At 56.2% G+C, this 24,895-nt stretch carries 25 protein-coding genes; 8 read left to right on the top strand and 17 right to left on the bottom strand.

Annotated elements, in window-relative coordinates; translation table 11 throughout:
- Positions 1–30 precede the first annotated feature (30 nt).
- The 3 genes from ACORNT_RS07675 to ACORNT_RS07665 all read left to right on the top strand — a co-directional run bounded on the left by ACORNT_RS07675 (position 31) and on the right by ACORNT_RS07665 (position 5,332).
- Positions 31–3,618: a hydantoinase B/oxoprolinase family protein gene (locus ACORNT_RS07675; RefSeq protein ID WP_321397681.1), complete on the top strand. Its 3,588-nt coding sequence runs from the start codon at positions 31–33 to the stop codon at positions 3,616–3,618.
- 74 nt (positions 3,619–3,692) lie between these two features.
- A complete protein-coding gene (locus ACORNT_RS07670; protein ID WP_321397678.1) occupies positions 3,693–4,994 on the top strand; it encodes an amidohydrolase family protein in 1,302 nt (433 codons plus the stop codon).
- 11 nt (positions 4,995–5,005) lie between these two features.
- Positions 5,006–5,332, top strand: coding sequence for an antibiotic biosynthesis monooxygenase (locus ACORNT_RS07665; protein WP_321397675.1), 327 nt, complete (start codon positions 5,006–5,008; stop codon positions 5,330–5,332).
- 3 nt (positions 5,333–5,335) lie between these two features.
- On the opposite strand, the gene ACORNT_RS07660 is transcribed toward ACORNT_RS07665, so the two are convergent.
- The 10 genes from ACORNT_RS07660 to ACORNT_RS07615 all read right to left on the bottom strand — a co-directional run bounded on the left by ACORNT_RS07660 (position 5,336) and on the right by ACORNT_RS07615 (position 14,424).
- Positions 5,336–5,917 (bottom strand): transglycosylase SLT domain-containing protein, encoded by a 582-nt coding sequence (locus ACORNT_RS07660; protein ID WP_420717555.1) that lies wholly within the window; start codon positions 5,915–5,917, stop codon positions 5,336–5,338.
- Positions 5,918–6,098: 181 nt separating this feature from the next.
- Positions 6,099–6,599 (bottom strand): Hsp20/alpha crystallin family protein, encoded by a 501-nt coding sequence (locus tag ACORNT_RS07655; protein ID WP_321397669.1) that lies wholly within the window; start codon positions 6,597–6,599, stop codon positions 6,099–6,101.
- 174 nt (positions 6,600–6,773) lie between these two features.
- Entirely contained in the window at positions 6,774–7,343 is a 570-nt protein-coding gene (locus ACORNT_RS07650; protein ID WP_321397666.1) for a hypothetical protein, read from the bottom strand.
- Positions 7,336–7,845: a hypothetical protein gene (locus tag ACORNT_RS07645; protein ID WP_321397663.1), complete on the bottom strand. Its 510-nt coding sequence runs from the start codon at positions 7,843–7,845 to the stop codon at positions 7,336–7,338. Before ACORNT_RS07645 ends, ACORNT_RS07650 begins: the two co-directional genes overlap by 8 nt.
- Before the next feature lie 71 nt (positions 7,846–7,916).
- Entirely contained in the window at positions 7,917–8,141 is a 225-nt protein-coding gene (locus ACORNT_RS07640) for a F0F1 ATP synthase subunit C (protein WP_321397660.1), read from the bottom strand.
- An 80-nt stretch (positions 8,142–8,221) separates the two neighbouring features.
- A complete protein-coding gene (locus tag ACORNT_RS07635) occupies positions 8,222–8,989 on the bottom strand; it encodes a F0F1 ATP synthase subunit A (protein WP_321397657.1) in 768 nt (255 codons plus the stop codon).
- A gap of 33 nt (positions 8,990–9,022) precedes the next feature.
- Complete coding sequence (locus tag ACORNT_RS07630) at positions 9,023–9,373, bottom strand: AtpZ/AtpI family protein (protein WP_321397654.1); 351 nt, start codon at positions 9,371–9,373, stop codon at positions 9,023–9,025.
- A 203-nt stretch (positions 9,374–9,576) separates the two neighbouring features.
- Positions 9,577–13,056 carry a chromosome segregation protein SMC gene (gene smc, locus ACORNT_RS07625; RefSeq protein WP_321397651.1) on the bottom strand — a complete coding sequence of 1,160 codons (3,480 nt, stop codon included), beginning with the start codon at positions 13,054–13,056 and terminating at the stop codon, positions 9,577–9,579.
- A gap of 35 nt (positions 13,057–13,091) precedes the next feature.
- Complete coding sequence (locus ACORNT_RS07620) at positions 13,092–13,784, bottom strand: DsbA family protein (RefSeq protein WP_321397648.1); 693 nt, start codon at positions 13,782–13,784, stop codon at positions 13,092–13,094.
- Positions 13,785–13,851: 67 nt separating this feature from the next.
- A complete protein-coding gene (locus ACORNT_RS07615; RefSeq protein ID WP_321397646.1) occupies positions 13,852–14,424 on the bottom strand; it encodes a DUF721 domain-containing protein in 573 nt (190 codons plus the stop codon).
- Positions 14,425–14,531: 107 nt separating this feature from the next.
- Here ACORNT_RS07615 and ACORNT_RS07610 point away from each other — a divergent pair, with 107 nt between their 5' ends.
- The 5 genes from ACORNT_RS07610 (at position 14,532) to ACORNT_RS07590 (ending at position 18,462) form a co-directional block, all read left to right on the top strand.
- Complete coding sequence (locus ACORNT_RS07610) at positions 14,532–15,566, top strand: DUF3667 domain-containing protein (protein ID WP_321397644.1); 1,035 nt, start codon at positions 14,532–14,534, stop codon at positions 15,564–15,566.
- Between the two features lie 101 nt (positions 15,567–15,667).
- Complete coding sequence (gene mutY / locus ACORNT_RS07605; protein ID WP_321397642.1) at positions 15,668–16,777, top strand: A/G-specific adenine glycosylase; 1,110 nt, start codon at positions 15,668–15,670, stop codon at positions 16,775–16,777.
- A gap of 77 nt (positions 16,778–16,854) precedes the next feature.
- The gene (locus ACORNT_RS07600) at positions 16,855–17,442 is read left to right on the top strand and encodes a DUF6151 family protein (protein ID WP_321397637.1); all 588 of its coding nucleotides are present in this window, start codon (positions 16,855–16,857) and stop codon (positions 17,440–17,442) included.
- A 7-nt stretch (positions 17,443–17,449) separates the two neighbouring features.
- Positions 17,450–18,070: a glutathione S-transferase family protein gene (locus tag ACORNT_RS07595; protein ID WP_321397634.1), complete on the top strand. Its 621-nt coding sequence runs from the start codon at positions 17,450–17,452 to the stop codon at positions 18,068–18,070.
- On the top strand, positions 18,067–18,462 hold the full coding sequence (locus ACORNT_RS07590) for a GFA family protein (RefSeq protein WP_321397632.1): 396 nt from the start codon (positions 18,067–18,069) through the stop codon (positions 18,460–18,462). The genes ACORNT_RS07595 and ACORNT_RS07590 overlap by 4 nt, the downstream gene beginning before the upstream one ends.
- Positions 18,463–18,469: 7 nt before the next feature.
- On the opposite strand, the gene ACORNT_RS07585 is transcribed toward ACORNT_RS07590, so the two are convergent.
- The 7 genes from ACORNT_RS07585 to ACORNT_RS07555 form a co-directional block, all read right to left on the bottom strand.
- Positions 18,470–19,726, bottom strand: coding sequence for a pitrilysin family protein (locus ACORNT_RS07585; protein WP_321397629.1), 1,257 nt, complete (start codon positions 19,724–19,726; stop codon positions 18,470–18,472).
- Positions 19,727–21,118: a threonine synthase gene (thrC, locus tag ACORNT_RS07580; protein WP_321397625.1), complete on the bottom strand. Its 1,392-nt coding sequence runs from the start codon at positions 21,116–21,118 to the stop codon at positions 19,727–19,729.
- A 112-nt stretch (positions 21,119–21,230) separates the two neighbouring features.
- On the bottom strand, positions 21,231–21,971 hold the full coding sequence (locus ACORNT_RS07575) for an SURF1 family protein (RefSeq protein ID WP_321397623.1): 741 nt from the start codon (positions 21,969–21,971) through the stop codon (positions 21,231–21,233).
- On the bottom strand, positions 21,971–22,348 hold the full coding sequence (locus tag ACORNT_RS07570) for a DUF983 domain-containing protein (protein ID WP_321397620.1): 378 nt from the start codon (positions 22,346–22,348) through the stop codon (positions 21,971–21,973). The genes ACORNT_RS07575 and ACORNT_RS07570 overlap by 1 nt, the downstream gene beginning before the upstream one ends.
- A 6-nt stretch (positions 22,349–22,354) precedes the next feature.
- On the bottom strand, positions 22,355–23,194 hold the full coding sequence (locus ACORNT_RS07565) for a cytochrome c oxidase subunit 3 (protein WP_321397618.1): 840 nt from the start codon (positions 23,192–23,194) through the stop codon (positions 22,355–22,357).
- Positions 23,195–23,256: 62 nt separating this feature from the next.
- Complete coding sequence (locus tag ACORNT_RS07560; RefSeq protein ID WP_321397615.1) at positions 23,257–23,811, bottom strand: cytochrome c oxidase assembly protein; 555 nt, start codon at positions 23,809–23,811, stop codon at positions 23,257–23,259.
- Between the two features lie 127 nt (positions 23,812–23,938).
- Complete coding sequence (locus ACORNT_RS07555) at positions 23,939–24,853, bottom strand: heme o synthase (RefSeq protein WP_321397611.1); 915 nt, start codon at positions 24,851–24,853, stop codon at positions 23,939–23,941.
- Between the last annotated feature and the right edge of the window lie 42 nt (positions 24,854–24,895).

The raw sequence follows: 24,895 nt of genomic DNA, 5'->3' as shown, positions 1-24,895 counted from the left end.
CTCTCCCGCCCTTCCTGCTAAATTTTTCTCATGAGCAGCAATGAGCAAAAATGGCAGTTCTGGATCGACCGGGGCGGGACCTTTACCGATGTGGTGGCGCGGGACCCGGACGGGGTCACGCACGCCAGAAAACTGCTCTCAGAAAATCCGGAGCAGTATGAGGATGCAGCCTTGCATGGCATCCGCCTGTTTCTGGGGCTCGGGCCCGGCGACAAAATCCCCTCTGCCCAGGTCAAAAGCGTCAAGATGGGCACCACGGTGGCCACCAATGCGCTGCTCGAGAGGAAGGGCGACCGCACCCTGCTGCTGATTACCAGAGGTTTCAAGGACGCGCTGCGTATCGCCTATCAGAACCGGCCCGACCTGTTCGCGCTCAATGTGGAGCTGCCGGAGCTCTTGTATGAACGGGTGATCGAGGTCGAGGAGCGCCTTGGCGCCGACGGCGAAGTGATCACGCCGCTCAACCTTACCGATCTGGAGCCGCAACTGGTGGAGGCCCAGACCCACGGCATCCATGCGGTCGCCATCGTTTGCATGCACGGCTACCGCTATCCCGACCATGAACTTAAGATCGCCGCCCTGTGCCGCGAGGCGGGCTTCACCCAGATTAGCATGAGCCATGAGGTGAGCCCGCTGATGAAGCTGGTGAGCCGGGGCGACACCACCGTGGTCGATGCTTATCTCACCCCGGTGCTGCGCCGTTATATGGACCGGGTGCAGGAGGCGCTGGAGGGCGTGCCGCTCTATTTCATGCAGTCCAACGGCGGCCTCGCCCACGCCGACCGTTTCCAGGGCCGGGATGCGATCCTGTCGGGCCCGGCGGGCGGCATTGTCGGTGCAGCCAAAACCGCCGAACAGGCGGGCCATCCGAAGATCATCGGTTTCGACATGGGCGGCACCTCGACCGATGTCACCCATTACCGGGGTGAATTTGAACGCAGCTTCGAAACCAAAGTCGCCGGCGTGCGCATGCGCATTCCCATGATGCATATCAATACCGTGGCCGCGGGCGGCGGCTCAGTGCTTTCCTTCGACGGCAGCCGTTTCCGCGTCGGGCCGGACAGCGCCGGGGCCAATCCGGGACCGGCCGCCTACCGGCGCGGCGGGCCGCTGACGGTGACCGACTGCAATGTGCTGCTGGGCCGCATCTCCCCGGACCAGTTCCCCCATGTGTTCGGCCCCGACGCCAACAAGCCGCTCGACCGGCAGGTAGTAGTGGAAAAATTTCAGGACATGGCCCGCAAGATCGAAGCCGCCGGGCTGACGCCCCAGACACCAGAAGAAATGGCCGAGGGCTTCCTTGCCATCGCCGTGGAGAATATGGCCAGCGCCATCAAGAAAATCTCCACCCAGAAAGGATATGACGTCAGCGGCTATTCGCTCGTCAGCTTCGGCGGCGCCGGCGGCCAGCATGCCTGCCTGGTGGCCGACCGGTTGGGTATGACAAAAGTCTTCCTGCATCCGCTGGCGGGGGTGCTGTCGGCTTACGGTATCGGCCTTGCCGACCTGGGGCATATTTCCGAGGCGGCGCTGGAGCTGCCGCTGGACGGCGATCATATGCTGGAGATCGAGGCCACCGCCGAACGCCTCAGCCATGAGGCCCGGGACGAGCTTGACTGTCAGGGCGTGAAGAACATTGACTGTACCGTGACCCTGCAGGTCAAATACCGGGGCAGCGACAGCACCCTCACCGTGCCTATGGGCGCGCTTGAGGACATCCGCACCGCCTTTGAGGACCGGCACAAACAGCAATTCGGTTTCATCAGCCCGGACAAGCCCCTGATCGTCGAGGCCATGACAGCGGAAGCCGCGGGCGGCGGCGAAGCTCTCAGCCATACAGGCCTCACCCCGGCGGTCGACATCCCGGCCCGATTGACCAGAGAGGTCTATATGGGGGGGAAATGGGTCACGGCGCATGTGATCCACCGCGATAACCTGAAGGGTGAAACAATCATGGGCCCGGCCGTCATCCTCGAAAGCCACGGCACCAATCTTGTGCCCCCGGGCTGGCAGGCCGGACTTGATCCCCACAGCAACCTCATTCTGGAGCGGGTCGAGGAGCTCGCCCGCCAGCAGGCCATCGGCACCGCGGCCGATCCGGTGATGCTGGAGATTTTCAACAATCTGTTCATGTCCATCGCCGAGCAGATGGGCGCGGTGCTGGAAAATGTCGCCCATTCGGTCAATATGAAGGAACGGCTCGATTTCTCCTGCGCCCTGTTCGACACGGAGGGCAATCTGGTGGCCAATGCGCCGCATATGCCGGTGCATCTGGGCAGCATGGGCGCCAGCGTCCAGGCCATCATTCGCGCCCGGACCGGGACCATGAAACCGGGCGATGTCTATGTGCTCAACGATCCCTATAACGGCGGCACCCACCTGCCCGACGTGACCATCATCAGCCCGTACTTCGGCGAAGAGGCGGAACCGCTGTTTTACCTCGCCACCCGCGGCCATCATGCCGACATCGGCGGCCTCACCCCCGGCTCCATGCCGCCACTCTCCACCTCCATCGATCAGGAAGGCATCCTGTTTGATAATTTCCAGCTTGTGAAGGATGGCACCTTCCGGGAGCAGGAACTGACCGCGCACCTGAAAAGCGGCCCCTACCCGGCCCGCAATGTGGCGCAAAACATTGCCGACATGAAGGGCCAGATCGCCGCCAATGAAAAGGGGGCAAAGGAACTGGACCGCATGATCGCGGAATTCACCCTGCCCGTTGTGCGCGCCTATATGGGCCATGTGCAGGATAATGCGGAGGAAGCGGTCCGTCGCGCGCTGGGCAAGCTTTCAGACGGGTCCTACGACTATCCGCTGGATAACGGCGCGGAAATCCGGGTGAAGGTAAATATCGATCGCGAGGCCCGGCGCGCCACCGTCGATTTCACCGGCACCTCGGATCAGCTTCCCAGTAATTTCAATGCCCCGCTCGCCATCTGCCGCGCCGCGGTTCTCTATGTGTTCCGTTGCCTGGTCGATGACGACATCCCCATGAACGAGGGCTGCCTCAAGCCCGTGGACATCGTCGTGCCCGAAGGCAGCATGCTCAATCCCCGACCGCCCGCCGCCGTGGTCTCGGGCAATGTGGAGACCAGCCAGTGCATTGTGGATGCCCTGTTCCTGGCGCTCGGAGTCATGGCGGCAAGCCAGGGCACCATGAATAATTTCACCTTCGGCGATGAGGAACTGCAATATTACGAGACCATCGCCGGCGGCATGGGCGCGACGGCTTCGGGCGACGGCCAGAGCGCCATCCAGATCCATATGACCAATTCGCGCCTCACCGATCCCGAGGTGCTGGAATGGCGCTATCCGGTTCTTCTGGAGAATTTCCATATCCGGCAGGGCAGCGGCGGCGCAGGCCACTACAGGGGCGGCAACGGCGTGGTGCGTCGGATCCTCTTCCTGCGTGACATGCAGGCGGCGATCATCAGTAATCATCGCAAAATTCCGCCTCCGGGGGTGAACGGCGGCAGTCCGGGCAAGGCCGGCATCAACAAAGTGATCCGGGCTGACGGGTCAGAAGAAGTCCTGGATCATGCTGCCGAAACCGACATGCATCCGGGGGATCAGTTCATCATCGAAACCCCCGGCGGCGGCGGCTTCAGTATTGAATAGACCTTCCACCTCCAAAAAATAAATGCTAGTCTTCCTTCCATAACAATAATCACAAAATATCTATGGGATAGGAAATGACTTCATTCAAAGCCGCGCTGGCGGTTATCGCCTTTTTTATGGTCACCCCCTTCGCGGCCCTGGCCGCCGACAACTACCGGATCATTCATGCGGGATCGCTTCTGACCGATGCCCGCGAGGACGTCAAAACAGAACAGACCATCCTGATCAAAAATGACGCGATTGTTGCCGTGCGCGACGGTTACCTGACCGCCGCCGATTTTGACAGCGTTGACGAAGCCGCGATCATCGATCTGAAAGATAAATTCGTCATGCCGGGCATGATCGACAGCCACACCCACATCACCTGGGAGCTGGACAAGGCAAATATCATCGACGAAGTAACCCAAACCCAGGCGGATACGGCCATCCGCGGCGTCGCCTTTGCCCAGAAGGTGCTGGCCGCCGGTTTCACCACCGTGCGCAATGTGGGGGCTCCGCGGGACGGTATTTTCGCGCTCCGGGACGGGATCGCCAAAGGGTATGTGGACGGACCGCGCATCCTGGCTGCCGGCTACACTATTTCACCACTGGGCGGCCACGGGGATACCAACGGCTACCGCGAAGGCGTTATAGAGCCCAATAGCGGCATCTGCAACGGCGCCGACGACTGCCGCCGGGCTGTCCGCCAGCAAATCAAGTTCGGCGCCGACGTGATCAAATTTGTGGCCACCGGCGGTGTGCTTTCCAATATCGCCGCCGGCACCGGCCAGCAGTTCACTGACGAGGAACAGAAAGCCATTGTCGAGACTGCCCACGCCATGGGCCGCAAGGTTGCCGCCCATGCCCACGGCACCGACGGTATCAATGCGGCGCTCCGGGCCGGAGTCGACAGCATCGAACATGGCACCTACCTGGACAAGGAAAGCATCAAACTGTTCAAAAAGTCCGGTGCCTATCATGTGCCTACGGTCCTCGCCGGTATTACCGCCGCAGAGATGGCCGAAGTGCCCGGTGTCCTGTCCTCCGCCCAGGCAGAAAAGGCCCGACGGGTCGGCCCCATCATCATGGCCGCCCTGTCAAAATCCTACAAGGCCGGTGTGAAAATCGCCTTCGGCACCGACAGCGGTGTCAGCAGGCACGGCATCAACGGTCGCGAACTTGAACTGATGGTCGAGGCCGGCATGCCTGAACAGGCGGTGCTGATCGCCGCTACTGTCAATGCGGCCGACCTGCTGGGGGTTTCTGATCAGACCGGTGTCCTCCGGGAAGGCCTGAGCGCCGATATCATCGCCGCCGACGGCAATCCGCTGGAAAATATCTCGACCCTGCTCAAGCCCTCCTTTGTGATGGCCCGGGGCCAGATTTTCAAACCATAAGGAAACTGCCTGTGCCGCCAAAACCACCCTACTATGCTGTCATATTCATCAGCCGCCGGTCGGATGACGACGATGAAGGTTACGGCAAAATGTCGGCAGCCATGCAGGAAATGGCGGCCAAACAGCCAGGCTATCTTGGTATTGAATCCGTGCGCGACCCGGGCAGCCGGGACGGCATCACCGTTTCCTACTGGAAAGACAGGAAAAGCATCGACGGCTGGCGGGAAGTGACATCCCACCGGGTCGCCCAGGAAAAGGGGCGCAACGACTGGTACGAAAAATATGTAGTTCATATCGCCCGGGTTGAGAAGTCCTATGGTTTCGGGGATGAGGACTGATCCCTAGAACGGCCAGAGCCAGAAACCTGAATCCAGGTCATCCTCGCAAGACTTGAGCTGGGCCGCATAGGCCTTGGCGTTACGCTCCACCTTGCGGGCGACCTTGACCAGCCAGCCTTTCTTTTTCCAGGTGCCTCGCTTCCAGCCGCCGTGCCCCTCGTGATAGGCCAGATACTGGTTATAGGCATCCCATTTGGAAATGCCGAGACTACGCTGGGTCACATTGGTGTACCAGCCGACAAAATCCACAGCATCACTGAAATCATCCCGGCTGGCGCCGCTGTTACCGGTCTTCTGTTTATACCAGTCCCAGGTGCCGTCCTTGACCTGTGCATAACCATAGGCCGAGGACTTACGCCCCCAGGGAATCAGGCCGAGGATATAGTTGCGTTCGGTTTTTGCATCATGCTTGAAGGAAGATTCCTGCCGAATAATAGCCAGCTGCACATGGATCGGGGTGCCATAGCGCTTGCGGGCGGCCTTGGTGGCCTTGTACCAGCTGCTTTTCTCCCGAAAGATCTCGCAACTGTTGGCCACATTGCGGGGCGGAGTCGTCGAACAACTCGCCAATAGCACCGTCACCATAACCACCAGGAAAAGTCTTGTCACATTGCCAACTCCGTTTGCCCCAAAGAATCAAAACATGATGGCAATGTCAAGGCATAGAAGACGCCAAAGTTGCAGAGAGCTAAAAAAAGCCGGTTTCCCGTCGGGAGAAACCGGCCTAAGCCAGGATGGCCTATTCAGTCTAGGGAGGAAAACCTGTTTAACGTGACTTGATTTCGATGGTGCGTTTTTCCGGTTCATGGACTTCGGTCTTGGGCAACACGATCGTCATGACCCCATTATAGAAATCCGCATGGATTCCGTCCGCATCCACATTGGGGGGAAGGGTAAAACTCCTCATGAAGGAACCGTAGCTCCGTTCGGTCAGATGATAATCGGTTTTTTTCTCTTCCCGCTCTTCTTTCTTTTCACCCTTCAGGGTCAGAACATTATCCTTCAGCGACAGGACCACATCCTTGTCCTCCAGACCGGGCAACTCGACAGAAATCTCATAGGATTCCTTGGTCTCGGTGATGTCGGTACTGGGACTGAGGGAAAATTTACCCACACTGAGGGGACGGTTGAAAAAGCTGCCCCAGCCCCGTCCGTAATCGCCGAACAGCTGGTCAATATCCCGACGCAGGCTGGTCAGGGGGTGAAAAAAAGAGGTCTCTTCCTGTTTAGTCTCAGGCGCCTTGGACTCAGTCACTTTATTATTCATGATCAAATCTCCTGCCTTAAGTTGATAAGTAACCGAGTCTTACCATCTTGCAGGGAAAACCTCATTGACGAGAGTCAAATTTTCAGACAGGAAATAAAAAAAACGGGCCGAAAATAAAAAAAACCCGGAGGGCCGTATGACCATCCGGGTTTTCCAAAATATCTTTTAAAGCAATTAGTGCAGACGTGCGTCCAGACCGTCGATGCTGTCTTTCAGAAGCGCATCCTGATCGGCTTTTTTCAGGTTTTCCGCAATCAGCTGACGGGCGGCGGAAGTGGCCACATCGGCAGCAAGCTGCTGGATTTCCTTTACGGCAGAAGCTTCGGTCTGGCGGATTTTCTGTTGTGCCAGACGTGTCCGGCGTTCCACCATTTCCTCGATATTGTGCTCTGCTTCCTCGGCCAGGGTTTTGGCTTCGGCTTCGGCCCGTGCGAGAAGGTCGCTGGCAGTTTCTTCTGCTTCGCGCTGGTCCCGCTGGTATTTGGCCAGAAGCGCGGAGGCTTCTTCCCGCAGCGTCCGGGCATTGTCAAGCTCGGCCTCGATAGCCTGAGACTTTTCATCAAGCAGGCGGGCGAAAATCTTGTGCACGCCTTTCCAGATGATCAGTATGAAGAACAATGCAACAGCGGCATCAACCCAGAAAGAGGGGTCCTGATACCAGTGAGCATAACCATGACCTTCACCGTGAGCCTGCTCGGTGGTGTGCTCAGTTGCGTGCTCCAGCTCGTTAACAGGATCAGCCATTAGCTTTCTCCTTTACAGCTTCGGCAAGACGACCTTCAACAGTTTTGCTGACGGCGGCGTCATCAAGTTCCAGTTTTGCAACACGGGAAACGATATCCTTGCAGAGTTCTGCGGATACGGCGCGAACATCGTCGAGGGCCTTGTCCTTGGCAGACTGGACACGGTTCGCCGCTTCCTCTGCCTCGGCATTCAGCTTCACACTCAGCTCGTTGTATTTCGCTTCGATTTCCAGCTTGATGGCTTCCCGTTTGGCAGCAATCGTCGCCGTGGCATTTGCCCGGGCTTCCTGCAGCGCCTTTTCATAGGCGATGCGGGCATCCTCTGCCTCACGTTGCAGTTTTCCTGCCTCTTCCAGATCGTTGGCAATGCGGTTCTGGCGTTTTTCCAGAACGTCGGAGACCTTGGGGATGATGCTGTAGTGCATTATCAGGTACAGCACCCCAAATATGATCGCCAGCCAGAAAATCTGCGGGGCAAATACTGCCGGATCTAATTGTGGCATTATCTTCTCTCCTTGATCCTCATTCCAGGATCAGGCCTGTTTGTATTTAACCGGTTAAACTTGGGTATCGGTTATACGAACAGGATGATGAAGGCAATAACCAGACCGAACAGGCCTGTAGCTTCAGCAAGAGCAAATCCGAGCATGGCCTGACCGAAAACCGGGCCGGCAGCAGAAGGATTGCGGATCGCAGCAGAAACATAGTTACCAAAGATTGTACCGATACCGATACCGGCACCAATCAGAGCAGAACAGGCCAGACCGGCACCAATCATTTTTGCAGCTTCGACTTCCATTTTAACTTCCTTTTATTTTGACAAATTAAACCAAATTACAAAATTTACTATTCCACTTCCACAAGACCGGGACAGAAGTCCTAGTGCATGTGCAGAGCGTCATTCAGATAGATACATGTCAGGACCGCGAACACATAGGCCTGCAGACAGGCCACCAGAAGTTCCAGACCCGTCAGGATCACAATAAAGGAGAACGGCACCAGGCCCGCCAGGCTCAGAACGCCACCAAGAGCGCCGAGGCTGACGACAAAGCCGCCGAACACTTTCAGCATGGTATGTCCAGCCACCATGTTGGCAAACAGACGAACAGACAGGCTGATGGGACGTGAGAGATAGGATACGATCTCAATCACAATAAGCAGCGGCAGCAGGGCGATCGGCGCATCACCGGGCACGAAGAATTTCAGGAATCCGATGCCATGCTTGACAAAGCCGATAACGGTCACACCCAGGAACACAAACAGGGCCATGGCGAAGGTCACGGCGATATGGCTGGTAACCGTAAAGATATGTGGCAACCCGGGCACATGCGACAGCGGCAGCATGCCGATCAGATTGGCAAACAGAATGAACATGAACAGGGTCAGTACAAACGGGAAAAAGCGCCGTCCTTCGGAACCGGCGGTGTCATTGATCATCTTGGCGATGAATTCATAACACATTTCCACCATGACCTGCCAACGTCCCGGCACCATGGAAGCCTGACGCATGCCGCCTAGCATAAACAGGCTGACCAGAACCAGGGTAACGGCCATAAAAAGCGATGAATTGGTGAAAGAGATATTGTATCCGGCAAGTTCCAGCGGAACCATTTCTTCAATTTCAAACTGCGAGAGCGGGCTGGCCACTTTTTACTTCCTCTTCACAAGCTGATTATCAGGTTAATCAGTTTTTTCACTTTCATGCCCGGCGCCCTTCTGCATATCTATCTGCATTTTTCTGGCCGCCCTGAGCACATTCATAATCCCGGCACCAACGCCAAGGAATAAAAATACAATCAAAAGCCAGGGACCCGTACCCAACCAGTTATCCAGAAACAGGCCGAGCAGCAGTCCCATTACCAGCCCGGCAACCAGCTCTGACACAAGCCGTACCGCCGAACCATAAGCGTTTGCTTTTGCGGGGCCGTCAGACTCTTTCACTTCCTGAGCCTTGCGGGCCGCCTGCAAGCGGGCGCTGAAGTCATCCAGAGATTGATGCCGGTTCTCTGACTGCTGTTCATCGTCAGACACGAGGCAACCCCTCCTCAAAACAGAACGGATGACTGGCATCCGTCCGCACCCATAAAATTGACAGCAACATAGTTTCTGACCCCTGACCTGTCAAGTTACAAAAAGCGGACATTTTCACCCCAGATAAAAGAGTCCAACTCTTTGAAGTAAAAGGATTTTCCGAATCACTATTTTTAAGTGCTGTTTCGGCGGAAAAAAATATTCTAGCCCAGCAGAGAATCTGCCACCCGATCGCGCATCCTTTCAGCGCTTTCAAGGTCAACAGAAACAAGCTGGGACACGCCGCGTTCCGCCATGGTCACCCCGAACAACCGGTGCATGCGGGACATGGTCACCGCATTATGGGTTACAATCAGGAATCGGGTTGAGGTTTTGCCAATCATTTCATCCAGAAGGTCGCAGAAACGCTCCACATTGGCATCATCCAGCGGCGCATCGACCTCGTCCAGCACACAGATCGGCGACGGGTTGGTCATAAAGACCGCAAAAATCAGCGACAGGGCTGTCAGCGCCTGTTCGCCGCCGGAAAGTAGACCCAGGTTCTGCATCTTCTTGCCCGGCGGGCTGGCCATGATCTCCAGCCCCGCATCCAGCGGATCGTCCGATTCTGTCAGTTCCAGATGGGCCCGGCCACCGCCAAAAAGGGTGGTGAAAAGTTCGCTGAAATGGGCGTTGACTTCATCAAAAGCCCGCAGCATACGGGCCCGGCCTTCCCGGTTCAGGTCGGAAATGGCCTTCTTCAGTTTGCCGATCGCCTGCTCCAGGTCCTCGCGCTCACTGATGGAGGCCGTCAGCGTCGCCTCAATTTCCTGCAACTCTTCCTCGGCGCGCAGGTTCACGGCGCCAAGCCGTTCCCGCTCCCCCTTGAGGCGGTCCAGTTTGCGATGACAGTCGTCTGCATCGGGGAAGGGCTGTTCCGGCTCGAGCCCTGCCTTTTCGCGCAGGGCGCCCGGCTGACAGCCGAATTCCTCGTCGATTCTCCGTAATAGTGCCTCTTTCTGGCTTTCATACTGCTCAAGGCTGGTTTCCAGACGGACTTTCTGCTCACGCTGTTCCGCCAGACGCGCCTGCACCTCCCTGATTTCCCGATCCTTGGTCGCCAGGGCTTCCTCGGCCTCGGCCAGGGTTACGGCTGCGGCCTGACGCTCCTGTTCCGCTTCCTCGATCAGGCTGTTCAGTTTACGCCGTTCCTCGACAATCTGTCCCGGCCGGTCCTCCAGCGCAGCAAGTTCGGTTCTCGCCTTGGCCCGCCGCTCGATCAGGGCATTGAGGTGTTCTTCGACATCTTTGACCCTGATTTTCCAGGCCCCCAGTTCGGTTTCGATCTGGTCCAGCCGTTCATGGCGGGCGGAACTGCGGGACAGAAAGGTATCATGAGCAAGCCGGGCTTCCGACAGGGCGTGACGTTTTTCCTCCACCAGCTGGCGGGTATCACGGATATCATTTTCCAGGCTGACCGGTTCCGGAAGTTCCGCCAGCGCCTGTTTTGCCTGACGACGGCGAGCCTCAACCTCATCGAATGCTTCGACCATATGACCGAGCCGGTCACGGAGTGCACTTTCCTCGGACTGATGGCGGGTTGCCTGTTTTTCTGCTTCTGTCAGTTCCCGGCGGGCGCTTGCAGCTTTTTCCTCGGCCTCGCGCCAGGCCTGACGGATTTCCCGCGCCGTCTGTTTGGTCTGCTCCAGTTTTTCCTGCATCTGATGCAGCTGTTTCCGGGCGTCATGGGTTTCCTGCTGCTTGCGGGACAGATCCTCGCGCACTTTTTCCAGGCGATTTTTCTGCGATAAACGGATTGCCGCAACCCCGGGTGCTTCTGGCGACCGGCACAATCCGTCCCAGCGCCAGACACCGCCGGCAGGGGTGACCAGCCGTTGACCGGGCTTCAGATCTTTCATCAGGCGCTGCGCCTCGTCGGCAGAATTAACAATACCGATTTGCGACAGGCGTCGATCAAGGACCGCCGGGGCTTCCACATGACCGGCAAGACTGTCGACCCCGGCGGGTAACGACTGTGCACTCTCGAATGCCGGTAAATTATGCCAATGAACCTGATCCTGTTCATCTTCCGAGGCCTCAAGATCCATATCCAGTGCGGCGCCAAGGGCGGTTTCAAATCCCTCGGTCACCGTTATTTTTTCAAGGATAGTCACCACCCCTTCCTCGGACGAAGAGGCCAGCAGTTCCTCCAGGGCTTCTATCTCTGCATGCAGCCTCGCCTGTCTCGATTCATGGGCCTGCAGGATGGCTCTGGCTTCCTGCTCCTTCTGCTGCCAGTCCTGGCGCGCATCCTCTGCCTCGGTGGATTTACCCCGATGGATCTGCACGGATTTCTCGGCTTCTGACAGGCGATTTTCCGCGTCGGACAGGGCCCGGGTGAACAGGTTGTTGCTTTCCAGACGACTGACCCGTTCCTCAATGGTTTCCTTCTGCTCATTGAGGGAGGCGAGACGGCTTTCCGCCTCTTCTATATCCCTGAGCAGATTATTCTTTTCCGCGTTGCGCTGGGCCTGTTTCTGGGTCAGTTCCTCGAGCTTCCATTCGGCCTCAAGGGTGGCGGCCTGCCTGGTTTTCAGTTCTTCCGACAGCTGATCGACATTGTCTGTCTGGTGTTCGATATCGGACCGGATCTGGCGGCGCTCCTCGGTCAGCCGCTCGATGGTGCCTGCCGCATCACCAATCACAGATTTTTCGCGACCTTCATCCTGATCGATATGCTCAAGCTGGGCCTTCAGTTTTTCCTGGGTTTCATGCAGGCGCTGTTCTTCACCGTCCAGTCCGTCGCGCTGAACCACCATGCGGTGCAGTTTAGCGGCAATTTCCGCCTCTTTCTGACGCAGTTCCGGCAGTCTGGATGCCAGCACCGCCTGTTCCTTGTTCAGCCGGCCGAGTTCGGTGCTGATTTCAGAGACAAGTTTCAGAACTTCCCGCGCTTCCCCCCCGGCCTTATTCATATTGCCGTCAATGGCGCGCCATTCCATATAGAGAATCAGCGCCTGCAGGGTACGGATTTCGCGGCTGACATTTTTGAACCGTGTGGCCTGCCGGGCCTGGTTTTTCAGGTTGCGAATCTGGTCCTGAATCTGGATTTCCAAATCACCCAGGCGTTCCAGGTTATTTTCTGCAGACCTGAGTTTGCTTTCCGCTTCCTTGCGCCGGGAATGGAGACCGCTGATCCCTGCTGCTTCCTCAAGCACCGCACGGCGCTGTTTGGGTTTGGCATTGATCAGGGCGCCGATCCGGCCCTGGCTGACCAGGGACGGCGAATGGGCACCCGTCGAGGCATCGGCAAACATAAGCTGCACGTCCTTGGCCCGGACATCCTTGCCGTTGAGCCGGTAGGCGGAGCCGCTTTCCCGCTCGATCCGGCGGGAAATTTCAAGCTGCAGTTCATCATTGAAGGCGGACGGCGCCGTCCGGTCCGCATTGTCCAGCGACAGGGTCACTTCGGCAAGATTTCGCGAAGGCCGGGAATCGGTGCCGGCAAAGATCACGTCATCCATGCCGGCGCCGCGCATGCTTTTGGCGGAATTCTCACCCATGACCCAGCGCAGGGCCTCAAGCAGGTTGGATTTACCGCAACCGTTGGGGCCGACCACACCGGTCAGGCCCTTTTCGATCACGAGTTCCGTCGGATCAACAAAGGATTTAAAACCTGAAAGTCTGAGCCTTGTAAAATCCACCTTTTGGGTTTCTCCCTGCCCCGGTTAAGTCAGCATCACTTTTTCAATGCGTCGCTGATCGCCTTGTCAAAATCCTCGAAGTTGTAACCCCCCTCGTGCTTGACGCCGTTAATGATAAATGTCGGGGTGCTGTTCACTTCGTATTTTTCGATCCCTTCCTTATAGGAATTGATCAGATAATCGCGGATAGCAGTATCGGCAAGACAGCGGTCTGCATCTGCCTGGCTGACGCCGGCCATACGGGCGACCTTGATTACTTCATCCCGTGTCTGGGAGGAAAACATCTTGAATCCGGTTTCCTGGCCATACTGATCAACCAGTTCACGGTATTTCTTCGGCTGGTACCAGCTGTTCTGCTTTTTGAAGATCAGGGAAAGCAGCGGATAATACCTCTTCTCGGCAGCGCAACGGCTGATGATGGAGGCATCCATATCAATAGCATTCAGCATAAAATGGCGGAATATGTAACGGACCTTGCCGGTTTCGACATATTTCTTTTCCAGATCGGGCCAGACCTCATTGCTGAAATGAGCACAATGGGGACAGGTGGTCGAGGCATATTCGATAACCTCCACCGGCGCATCGGCATCACCAAGGACAATATCATAATTCAGAACGGGGGTTGCCTCGTCCGCCATGGCCTTTTGCACGGCCGGCACCATCAGAAGAACAAGACCCAGGAAAAGGCTGGAGATTACATTTTGTAGTGTATTTAGTTGTTTTGTCATAATCAATCCACAATATATTGTATGTAAGTATAGAAATGATTTTTCCCTCAAATCAAGGAAAGAATCGTTAACGCTCTTTTTCGGGGGCTGCCGCCCCCATCCCCCGACGGGTAAAACGACGCCTCGCCATTGGTTTTTCTGGCTTTTCCGGAACCAGAACCGTTGCCCCGAGCCGGTAAAGGGCCTTCTGCAGGCCGCTGTCCGTAAGCGGAGACAGCAGGTCATCAAGCTCTTTTTGCTGAGAATCGGTCAATTTCACCGGGGCGCGGGACTGTTGCTCACGGCGTTTCGGCAACGGACCGTGCCTGTAGACCAGCCGTTCCACCGCCCGGTATCCGTAAAAACCGTTGATACGCTCCAGCACCAGTTCCTCCAGATGCTGCATTTCGACGGCAAAGCTGCCTTCTATGCGGATATAGAGTGTACCGCCGGCAGATTCAGAGCGGGGAAAAGTGAGACGTTCAGGGACACTGCAGCCGGACAGGACCGGCCCGACGATTTCAGGCCAGCGGGCAACAATTTCCGACTGGGCAAAGCCATAACGTCGAAAGGAACCCCGACTCACCTGTCGGGCCAGTTCCGATATAGATTGGGTGCCACTTCCCCGTCGTCGGCTTTTTTCTGGTCGCTTCTCAGTCATGGGGGTAATATAGAGCCCTTCCCGGTAAACAGAAATAAGATATTCGTGAGTTATGTCGAAAATATGATCAGCCGCCGGGACTGGCGCCAGAACTGATGGAGGGGATAATGCAAAAGGAAATTACAGCCGACAGTGACCTTGCAGGAGATAAGATCGCAGGAGAAATTGCAACAGACGCCAGCTACGATGACTTTCGCAGCTGTGAAAACTGCAATTCACGACTATATGGGAAATATTGCGCCAGTTGCGGCCAGAAAGACGTTAATTTCCTGCGTCCTGTCTGGATGCTTATGGAAGATGCCCTTGGCGACCTGTTTTCCTTCGATTCCCGTTTTTACCGGACCCTGCACCCGCTCATGTTTCGGCCCGGATATATCACACGGGAATATCTGAAAGGTCGGCGCGCCAGTTTTGTCCCTCCCTTCCGCCAGTATCTTGTCATCAGTATCCTGTTTTTCCTGGCCCTGGTGACCTCCGATATCAAGCTGTTTGAAACCGCCGCCATTGATTATGATCCCATGACCGGTGAGAACCTGGTGCTTGACAACCAGGCCGGTGACGACCAACGGGCCAGACAGGCAGATCAGGCCACGGAAAACAGCATGGTCAACCCCCTGTCCGAGCTCGGCGAGGAGGACCGGAAGGAACTGCAGGACAGCGTTGCAGAGTTGGGTATCGATAAAGAGAAGGAAGCCTTCTGGAAGGAACAGCTGAGCCGGCTGATCAAGGGATGGAACCGGATCTCCGAGGACCCGACCCTGATGAACAAGCTGATGGCCGACTGGGTGCCCAAAGTGATGTTCGTGCTGTTGCCGATCTATGCCCTGATTTTCAAGATCACCTATATTTTCAACCGCCGCTATTATTTCGAGCATCTGGTCTTTTCCCTGCATGCCCATGCCTTTGTCTTCCTGCTGTTCACCGTCATGGTGCTGCTTTACCAATATGCGGCATTCACCCGGCCCTGGCTTTCCTGGCTTCTGCTCTATATCCCGGTCTATCTGCTGATTGCCATGAAAGTGGTTTACGGCCAGGGCTGGACGAAAACAGTCCTCAAGGCCTGCTTCATCGCCATGGTTTATTTCATGCTTCTGCTCAGCAGCATCATCCCGGCCATCGGCTATGGCCTGACACGCATATGAGGTACATGTAGAAAAGGCGCAGAAAGGCCCGTATTTGCTGGATTCTCGGCCTGGTTTGCTTATAGTGACATTTTGATGAAGATTATGAGACCAGTTGCGGCGTGAGCACAGTTGCGGAAAAAGACCAGCTTTTGGAACAGGGGGACGACCTTGCGGATTCCCTGCTGGATTGGTATGACAGCAACGCCCGCAGCCTGCCCTGGCGGATCGGCCCCGAGGAAAAGGCCGGCGGCCTGAAACCCGATCCTTACGAAGTCTGGCTCAGCGAAATCATGCTGCAGCAGACAACGGTTACCACCGTCAAACCCTATTTCGAAAAATTCATCGCCAAATGGCCGACCGTGACTGCGCTCGCCAATGCGGAACTGGATGATGTGCTGGTGGAATGGGCCGGCCTTGGGTATTACGCCCGGGCCCGAAACCTCTATAAATGTGCGCAATATGTGCGCGACGAACTGGGCGGCATTTTTCCCGAAACCTCCGAAGAACTGCGCAAGCTGACCGGCATCGGCCCCTATACCGCCGCCGCCATTGCCGCCATTGTTCATGATGAACAGGCCACCGTGGTCGACGGCAATGTGGAGCGGGTCATGTCCCGCCTGTTCAATGTGCAGACCCCCCTGCCCGACAGCCGGCCGGAACTCCGGGAACTTGCCGAAAGCCTGACTCCGTCGCACCGGCCCGGCGATTACGCCCAGGCGGTGATGGACCTGGGTGCGACCATCTGCACGCCCCGGGCGCTCAAATGCAACGGCCGCTGCCCGTGGGAGGAATTTTGTATTTCCGCCGGACTTGGCACCTCTGAGGAACTGCCGAAACGGCTCAAGAAAGCGGCCAAGCAAACCCGGCGCGGCTTTGCCTTCTGGGGAGAATTCGGTGGCCATGCCTGGCTCAGAAGGCGGCCCGAGGAAGGCCTGCTCGGCGGCATGATGGAAGTGCCCTCCACTGACTGGGTGCCAAGCAACAGCTGGGATAATTTCCCGCCGCCCCAGGTGCCGATCATCGCCAACTGGCGGGAAATGCCGGGCGTGGTCAGCCATACTTTCACTCACTTTCACCTGGAACTGAAGGTGATCCGCCTCGAGCTTGAGGAAATGATCAACCTGCAGGAAGGCGTCTGGGCGCCGCTCGACCGGCTGGATGAGTTCGCCCTGCCGACGGTGATGAAAAAAATCGTCGACCATGTCCGGGCTCCTGTTCTGGATCTGTAATCTATCTGTTTCTGTAATTCCGCCTCCAACTGCGCTATAATTCCCACACGAAATCCAGCACCAAAAGGATTGGGGATATGACCGATATTTCACTAAGCTGCGAATGCGGAAAAACACAGGGTATAGCGCGGGGAATATCGCCCGACAGCGGGACCCGGGTTGTCTGTTATTGTGATGACTGTCAGGCCTTTGCCCGGCATCTGGGCCGGGAAGACAGCGTCCTCGACCCCTGGGGCGGCACGGATATTTTTCAGACGGCCCCGGCGCACATTGCCATCACCGAGGGCCGTGAATATATCCGCTGCCTGAAACTCACCCCCAAAGGCCCCTACCGTTGGTACGCGGGGTGCTGCAACACCCCGATTGCCAATACAGGGTCGGCATCCCTCCCCTTTGCCGGCATGATTACCGCCTTTATGGAGATCCCGGCGGATGAGGAGCGGATCCTCGGGCCTGTCGGCTGGTACCTGCAGGGAAAATATGCCACGAAACCGCTGCCGCCCGGACGCAAGATTGTCGGCTTTCCGCTAAGCCTTCTCGTGCAGCTGTTCTGGAACATCCTGGTCTGGAAGCTGAAAGGGCTCGGCAAACCGACACCCTTCTTTGATGAGGACGGCACACCGGTAACGGAACCGGAACTGGTTCAAGGTAGAAAAGAAGGATAACAGAGCCATGTACATCCTCCACGACAATACCGAATCCGGGAATGCCTACAAGGTGCGGCTTCTGCTTGCTCAACTCGGCGAGCCCTACAGAACCATCCAGTATGATGTGACCAACGGCGAAACCCGCACGCCGGAGTTCCTGAACCGGATAAATTCCAATGGCCGCATTCCGGTGGTGGAGTTCCCGGACGGCCGCTTTCTCGCCGAATCCAACGCCATTCTCTATTATTTCGCGCAAGGGTCAGACTTTTTCCCGACCGACAGATGGGACCAGGCGGAAGTGATGCGCTGGATGTTTTTCGAGCAATACAGCCACGAACCCTTTGTCGCCGTGGCCAAATTCATCCTGACCATGCTGCCGCCGGACAGCCCGCGCCGGGCGGATATTCCCGCCCTGCATGAGAAGGGCTATGCGGCCCTGCAGATTATGGAAGACCGCTTGCAGGATCATGATTATCTGGTGGGGGATAAATATTCCATCGCCGATATCGCCCTGTTTGCCTATACCCATGTGGCGGAAATGGGCGAGTTCGACCTTTCCCCCTATCCGGCGATCAGGACCTGGATCAAGCGCATCACACAGACACCGGGTTTTATCCCCATGTATCCGGAGGACTGGAAGAAATGAATGAGATCAAACACAGCGCCAGATGCATGTGCGGGGCCGTGGTCCTGGAAGCCACGGGCCCCCATCAATCCGGGGAATATTGCCATTGCAAATGGTGTCAGCAATCATCAGGCTCGGCCTTTATTCCCTGGGTCTCCTTCAGGAAGGAACAGGTCAGGGTGCTTAGCGGCGAGCTCTCCTATTATCATTCCTCCCCCGGCTGCAAACGGGGATATTGCCGGGACTGCGGCTCGACCATGTCTTTTCATACGGATGAATATTTCGACCTGACGCTCGGCATTATGGACGACCCGGAGTCCTTCCGGGCCAGCCGGCATATCTGGACGAAAAGCCGGATCAGTCACGTGAAACTGGTCGACGATCTGCCGGAATTTAAAGAAAGCGGTCCCTAAAGGGAACTCAGAAGCGGGCCGCCACCTTGTCGTACTCCTCGAGCGAACTTAACGGCCCGATGGCGCCGAGCGACAGTTTTCCACCATTCAGCAGCCGGTCCATATAACGGGCGATGGCGATGCCATCCACCTCGTCCAGCTTCTCAAGGATTTCCTCCCGCGGCACAGGGCGGCCGTGGATCATCATCTGGCGGCCCAGATGCTCCATCCGGTTGGTGGTATTTTCAAAGGCCATCATCATGCCCGCCTTCATCTGGTTGCGGGCACGATTGACCTCTTCTGCGGAAACCTCATGGGTCAGCTTGTGCATTTCCCCGGCCACGACGGGAATCAGTTCCCCGACCTGGTCCGGGCCGGTGCCGGCATGAATGGCAAAGGTGCCGCCGTCCACATAAGACTGGTTAAAGCTATAGATGCTGTAGACCAGGCCGCGGTTTTCCCGCACTTCCTGGAACAGGCGCGAGGACATGCCGCCGCCAAGGATCATCGACATGACCTGGGCGGTATAATAATCCGGATCGTCAAAGCTGACCCCGTCAAAACCGAAGATCAGGTTGACCTGCTCCAGGTCCTTGTCTTCCAGCCGGGCGCCGCCTTTATAGACAACTTCTTCCTTCTGATCAGGTCGCGTCCGCTCGATGGCGGAGAATTTTTTCGCCGCCATATCCACGAGTTCGTCATGTTTCAAGTTACCGGCCGCCACAAGAACCATCTCGTCGGCCTTGTAATGATGGGACATATAGGAAGCCAGATCGTCACGGGTGAAATTACTGACCCTTTCGATGGTGCCCAGAATGGGACGTCCGGCGGCCTGTTCCGGATAAGCCGCTTCCTGCATCAGATCGAAAACAATATCGTCCGGCGTATCATTGGCCTGGCCGATTTCCTGGATGATGACTCCCCGCTCCCGCTCCAGTTCCTTTGGATCAAAGGTGGAAAACTGCAGAATGTCGGACAGGACATCAACACCAAGGTCAAGGTCCTCTTTCAGAAGACGGGCGTAATAGGTGGTCTGCTCACGGGACGTATAGGCATTCAGGTACCCGCCGACATTTTCCACTTCCTCGGCAATGTCCCGGGCGTTACGCCGCTTGGTGCCCTTGAAGGCCATATGTTCCAGCATATGGCTGAGGCCGTTCTGGTCCTCTTGCTCGTGGCTGCTGCCGACATCGGTCCAGACCCCGACGGTAACCGTCTCAACATGGGGCAGTGTATCGGTAACTACCCGAAGACCGTTATCAAGTGTCGAAATCCGTACTGTCATCTAGTTTAATATTTCCCGTATATATTTCTGGATGGCCCCCAGGTCGTTTGGCAGCACATCATATTTCTCATCCCGTTCGAACAGATCCGCCATATGCGGCGGCAGTTCCGGATGCATGCCGGTAACGGCCTCGACCGCGTCCGGGAATTTGGCCGGATGGGCGGTGCTCAGGGTCACCATGGGGGTTCCGGCATTACGCCGTTTTTCCCGGGCCGCATGGACGCCGACCGCCGTATGCGGATCGATCAGCATCTCCGTTGTGCCGAACACGTCGCCGATGGTCGCCTTGGTGTCCTTCTCGCTGGTCTGCACGGCATCGAAAATGGCCTTGGCCTTGGCAAGCTCCGGCGCATCAATGGTGAAGCTTCCGGCCTGCTTCAGGTTGTCCATCAGGCGACGCACTTCTTCCGCCCGGCCATCATACAGGTTGAGAAGCAGTCTTTCAAAGTTGCTCGATACCTGGATATCCATGCTGGGACTGATGGTCGGCTGAACCGTGCCCACCGTATAATCCCCGCTGGTCAATGTCCGGGCCAGTATATCATTCATATTGGTGGCCACCACCAGCTGTTCAATAGGCAGGCCCATCTGGCTAGCCACATATCCTGCATAGATATCACCAAAATTGCCGGTCGGCACGCTGTAGGACACCTTGCGGTCAGGACCGCCAAGGGCGACAGCGCTGGTGAAATAATAAACGATCTGGGCCATGACCCGGGCCCAGTTGATGCTGTTGACCGCAGACAGGGTAATCTCGTCCCGGAACGCCAGGTCATTGAACATGGCCTTGACCAGCGCCTGGCAATCGTCAAAGGTGCCTTCCACGGCGATGTTATGCACATTGGCGCTCGGCACGGTGGTCATCTGACGACGCTGCACTTCCGACACCCGGCCCCTGGGGTGCAGCATGAAGATTTCGGCGCAGTCCCGGTCACGTACACAGTCAATGGCGGCAGAACCGGTATCGCCGGAGGTGGCGCCGACAATAGTGATCTTGCGGCCCTGTTTGCTGAGCACATGGTCAAATAAATGGCCGAGTAACTGCAGCGCCACATCCTTGAACGCCAGGGTCGGACCGTGAAACAGTTCGAGAATCCATTCGTTGCTGTCAAGCTGGGCAAGCGGCGCAACCGCCTTGTGGCGGAAGGTGCTGTAGGCCTTTTCGATCAGGCCGGCAAAATCATCTTCGGAAATTTCCGGACAGACAAAGGGGCGCATGACCCGGAAAGCCGTTTCCTGATAGCTGAGGCCGGCCATGGCGCGGATTTCATCCGCACTCAGTGTCGGCCATTGTTCCGGAATATACAACCCGCCGTCCCGGGCAAGCCCGGTCAGCAATACTTCTTCAAACCCCAGTGCAGGCGCCTGGCCCCGCGTACTGACATATTTCACGTTACTGTCCTCTAGTCCTGGCTTTGTTCGCCCGTCATGTGGCACGATGACGGCATCGGGCGACTCGTCTCAATTCGCGCCAAAGATTATCAGTTTGGACCTGTGATGCAAGCTATTCCTGATGTTCGTCGACGGGGATAAACCTGACATGGTAAAACATGTAAACAGCAAACAGCGCCAGGGCCAGACCATACCAGGTAATCACATAGCCCAGATGATTGTTGGCAAGTTTGATCCGGGTCCGTCCGCCCAGCGGCCAGCCGCCGGCGTTCGGCGTCTCGTCCGCATAAAGAAACATGGGAAAGACCTTTTTCAGGTCCTGGCTTGCCGCCATCTGCTCAAGATCGCCAAAATACCAGTTGTTATTTTCAACCTCATTTTCCGGCCCCAGCATGGCTTTGCCCCAGGGTTTGCGCAACACCCCGGTTATGGTGACTTCGCCGTCTGTGATGCTGACAGGCCGTGATGTTTTCTGTTTCAGGTTTTCAGGCACCCAGCCCCGGTTCACAATTACTGTCCTGCCGTCACCGTTCAGAAGGGGCGTATATAGATCATAACCCGGCTTGCCGTCGGGGCCGATGCTATACATGGTCATTTCCCGCATATGCAGGAAGTGTCCGGTCACTTTGACCTTGCGATACTCCCAGGCATCCAGGGTTCGGGCATCGGCAACATCGGCATCGGGAAGACCGGTAGGCTTCATCACCATCCGGCTTTCCAGCTTTTCAATCAGATCCAGCTTCCAGTTTAACCGCTCCACCTGCCAGTTCCCCAGCAGGCACAGAATGATAAAAACAGGTATGGTAATCAGGGTGGGCCAGAGACGCGGCCGGAAGGATATTCTTTTGGTCATCAGTCGCCGGTTTTACCTTCTTCTGCCTTGAAATGATACTGAAGGGCGATCATCAGGGATTTAAACGGCCGCAATAAGGCAAGGGACCCGAAAATGGTCAGCGGGCCCCAGAGCAGGATATGCAGCCACAGCGGCGGAGAGAATTTCACCTCCACAATCAGGGCCAGGGCGACAATAATAAAACCGAGGATCAGAATGATAAAAACGGCAGGACCGTCAGCGGAATCAAACGGGCTGTAATCCAGCCCGCATTTGGAACATTTTTCCGGAAGGGTCAGATACCCTTTGAACAGCTTCCCTTCCCCGCAGCGGGGACATAAACACCCCAATCCCGCCTTGAAAGGCGAAACCGGGGTGTGGAGAAAGGGATCCGTCATCGGGGATTAATGGCCTGCAACAGTGCCGGCACCACCGATATAGATACAGAAGAAAAGGATCAGCCAGACAACGTCCACAAAGTGCCAGTACCAGGCTGCAGCCTCGAAACCGAAATGATGGTTTGGCTTGAAATGACCGCGTAGAGCGCGCATCAGGTTCACGAACAGGAAGATAGTCCCGATCAGAACATGGGCGCCGTGGAAACCTGTCGCCATGTAGAATGTTGAGCTGTAAATGCCGTCTTCGAAACCGAAACTGGCATGGGCATATTCATATGCCTGCACACCGGTAAACATGGCGCCGAGAAGGATAGTGAAGGTCAGCATGCGGATAAAGGAAGAACGATCACCTTCCACAAGCGAATGATGCGCCCAGGTTACCGTACAGCCGGAAGTCAACAGGATCAGTGTATTCACCAGCGGCAGATGCCAGGGATCAAGTGTTTCCACACCTGCCGGCGGCCACATGGCATGAATGTCCGATGTCATCTTACCAAGTTCGAACTGCTCGACACTGGTCACACTGGCGTTGAAATAGGCCCAGAACCAGGCTACGAAAAACATAACTTCGGAGATGATAAAGAGGAACATGCCATACCGCAGCCCCAACTGAACCAGAGCCGTATGATGACCCTGATGTTCGCCTTCATTGATCACATCACCCCACCAGCTATAGGCACCATAGACGACAATCAAAGCGCCGACAATGGCAACCCAGCTTGTATCAAAATGCATCAGCATAACCATTCCGAACATCAGGACGAATGCCCCGAAGGAACATACGATCGGCCATGGGCTCGGATCTACAAGGTGATATTCATGTTCTACAGCGTGTGAATCTGACATCTATTGTCCCCTTACTCACTATAACGTATTAAAATTCCATGATCCGGCAATACCTGGATCGGTTATTCTTCTTCATCCGACCTGAAAAAAGTATAGGAGAGTGTAATCTCTTTCACTTCATCCAGATGTTCATCTTTATCCAGTTCCGGGTCTACATAAAACGTAACCGGCATATCTACCGACTGGCCCGGTTTAAGTGTCTGTTCCGTAAAACAGAAACATTCAATCTTGTTAAAATATCCGCCAGCTTTATAGGGCGTGACATTAAAAGTGGCCGTGCCGGTAATTGTCTCGTCACTGTTATTGACGGCGCGGTAAAAGACCAGGGCTTCTTCACCAACCTTGATCGTTACGGATCGCTGTACCGGTTTGAAATACCACGGCAGGCTGGGATCGATATCAGCGTTAAAGCTTATTCTCATATCCCGGTCCAGCACCGGGATATCCTGACCGGCAACGGCCTGCTGGGTGGTTCCGCCATAGCCAGTGACCGCACAAAACAGCTTGTAAAGGGGAACAGACGCCCAGACCAGACCGATCATGCACGCCAGAATGAGCAGTAAAAAAATCACTGTTCGCGTGTTATCAGGCCGTTCGTAGGTATGTTCCGACATCATCTTTCCCGTTAAATCACATTCAACTTGGCCAGGGTGAGTAAAAAGAACAGCACCACAAAAGCCAGCAATACTCCGGCCAGCGTATAATTGCGCCCTGCTCTTTTCTTATGTTCATCACTCAGCGGCATCAGATCAGATCTCCCATCCTGAGAAGCGCTTCTGCACCAAGCACCGCAAAAAGGACAAACAAATAAAGTATGGAATAGAAAAACAGCTGCTTTGCCGTTTTGATTTCACCGGTCCGGAACAGGCTGGCCGCCAAGGCAAGGAAAACACCGCCCAGGGCAACTGCTGTCACACCGTAGATCAGCCCGGCAAATCCCATCACCCAGGGTGCCAGGGTCACCGGCACCATCAGCAGGCTGTATATCAGAATCTGCTTGCGAGTTTCAGCCTCACCGGAAACGACCGGCAGCATGGGTACGCCGACCTTTTCATAATCCTTGCAGGCAAACAGGCTGAGGGCCCAGAAATGGGGCGGCGTCCACATAAAGATAATGCCGAACAGGACCAGGCTTTCGATGCTGACGTTACCGGTCACAGCTACCCAGCCGATCATCGGGGGAAAGGCGCCGGCGGCACCGCCGATGACAATATTCTGCGGGGTGCGGCGCTTGAGCCACATGGTATAGATAAATATATAAAAACCGATGGTGATGGCCAGCAGAACCGCCGCGGCTACATTGACGGCTAGGCCCATCATAAGGACGGATGCCACGGACAGGGCGACACCAAAATGCAGCGCGGTTTCCGGCGCAATACGGCCGGCCGGTATCGGGCGGTTGCGGGTCCGGTCCATGACCGCGTCAATATCCGCATCATACCACATATTCAGGCAGCCGGAGGCGCCTGCGGCAACGGCAATACAGAGGATGGCGGTAAAGGCCTCTACCGGGTGAATATGGCCGGGGGCCAACAACAGTCCGACAAGTCCGGTAAAAATAACAAGAGACATTACCCGGGGTTTCAGCAGGTCAAAAAAGTCCCGCGCCGCCGGCTCGTAATAGTCGTAATTCTCTTGCTCTACAGAGGATGCATACATTCCAGTCAACCAAAAAGGTGATCACAAGCTTGTTCAAACGGG

The organism is Emcibacter sp., from assembly GCF_963675455.1.
Classification (GTDB): Bacteria; Pseudomonadota; Alphaproteobacteria; order Sphingomonadales; family Emcibacteraceae; genus Emcibacter.
Note: the sequence above shows the minus strand (reverse complement) of the source record. Positions and strands in the feature narration are given on the sequence as shown.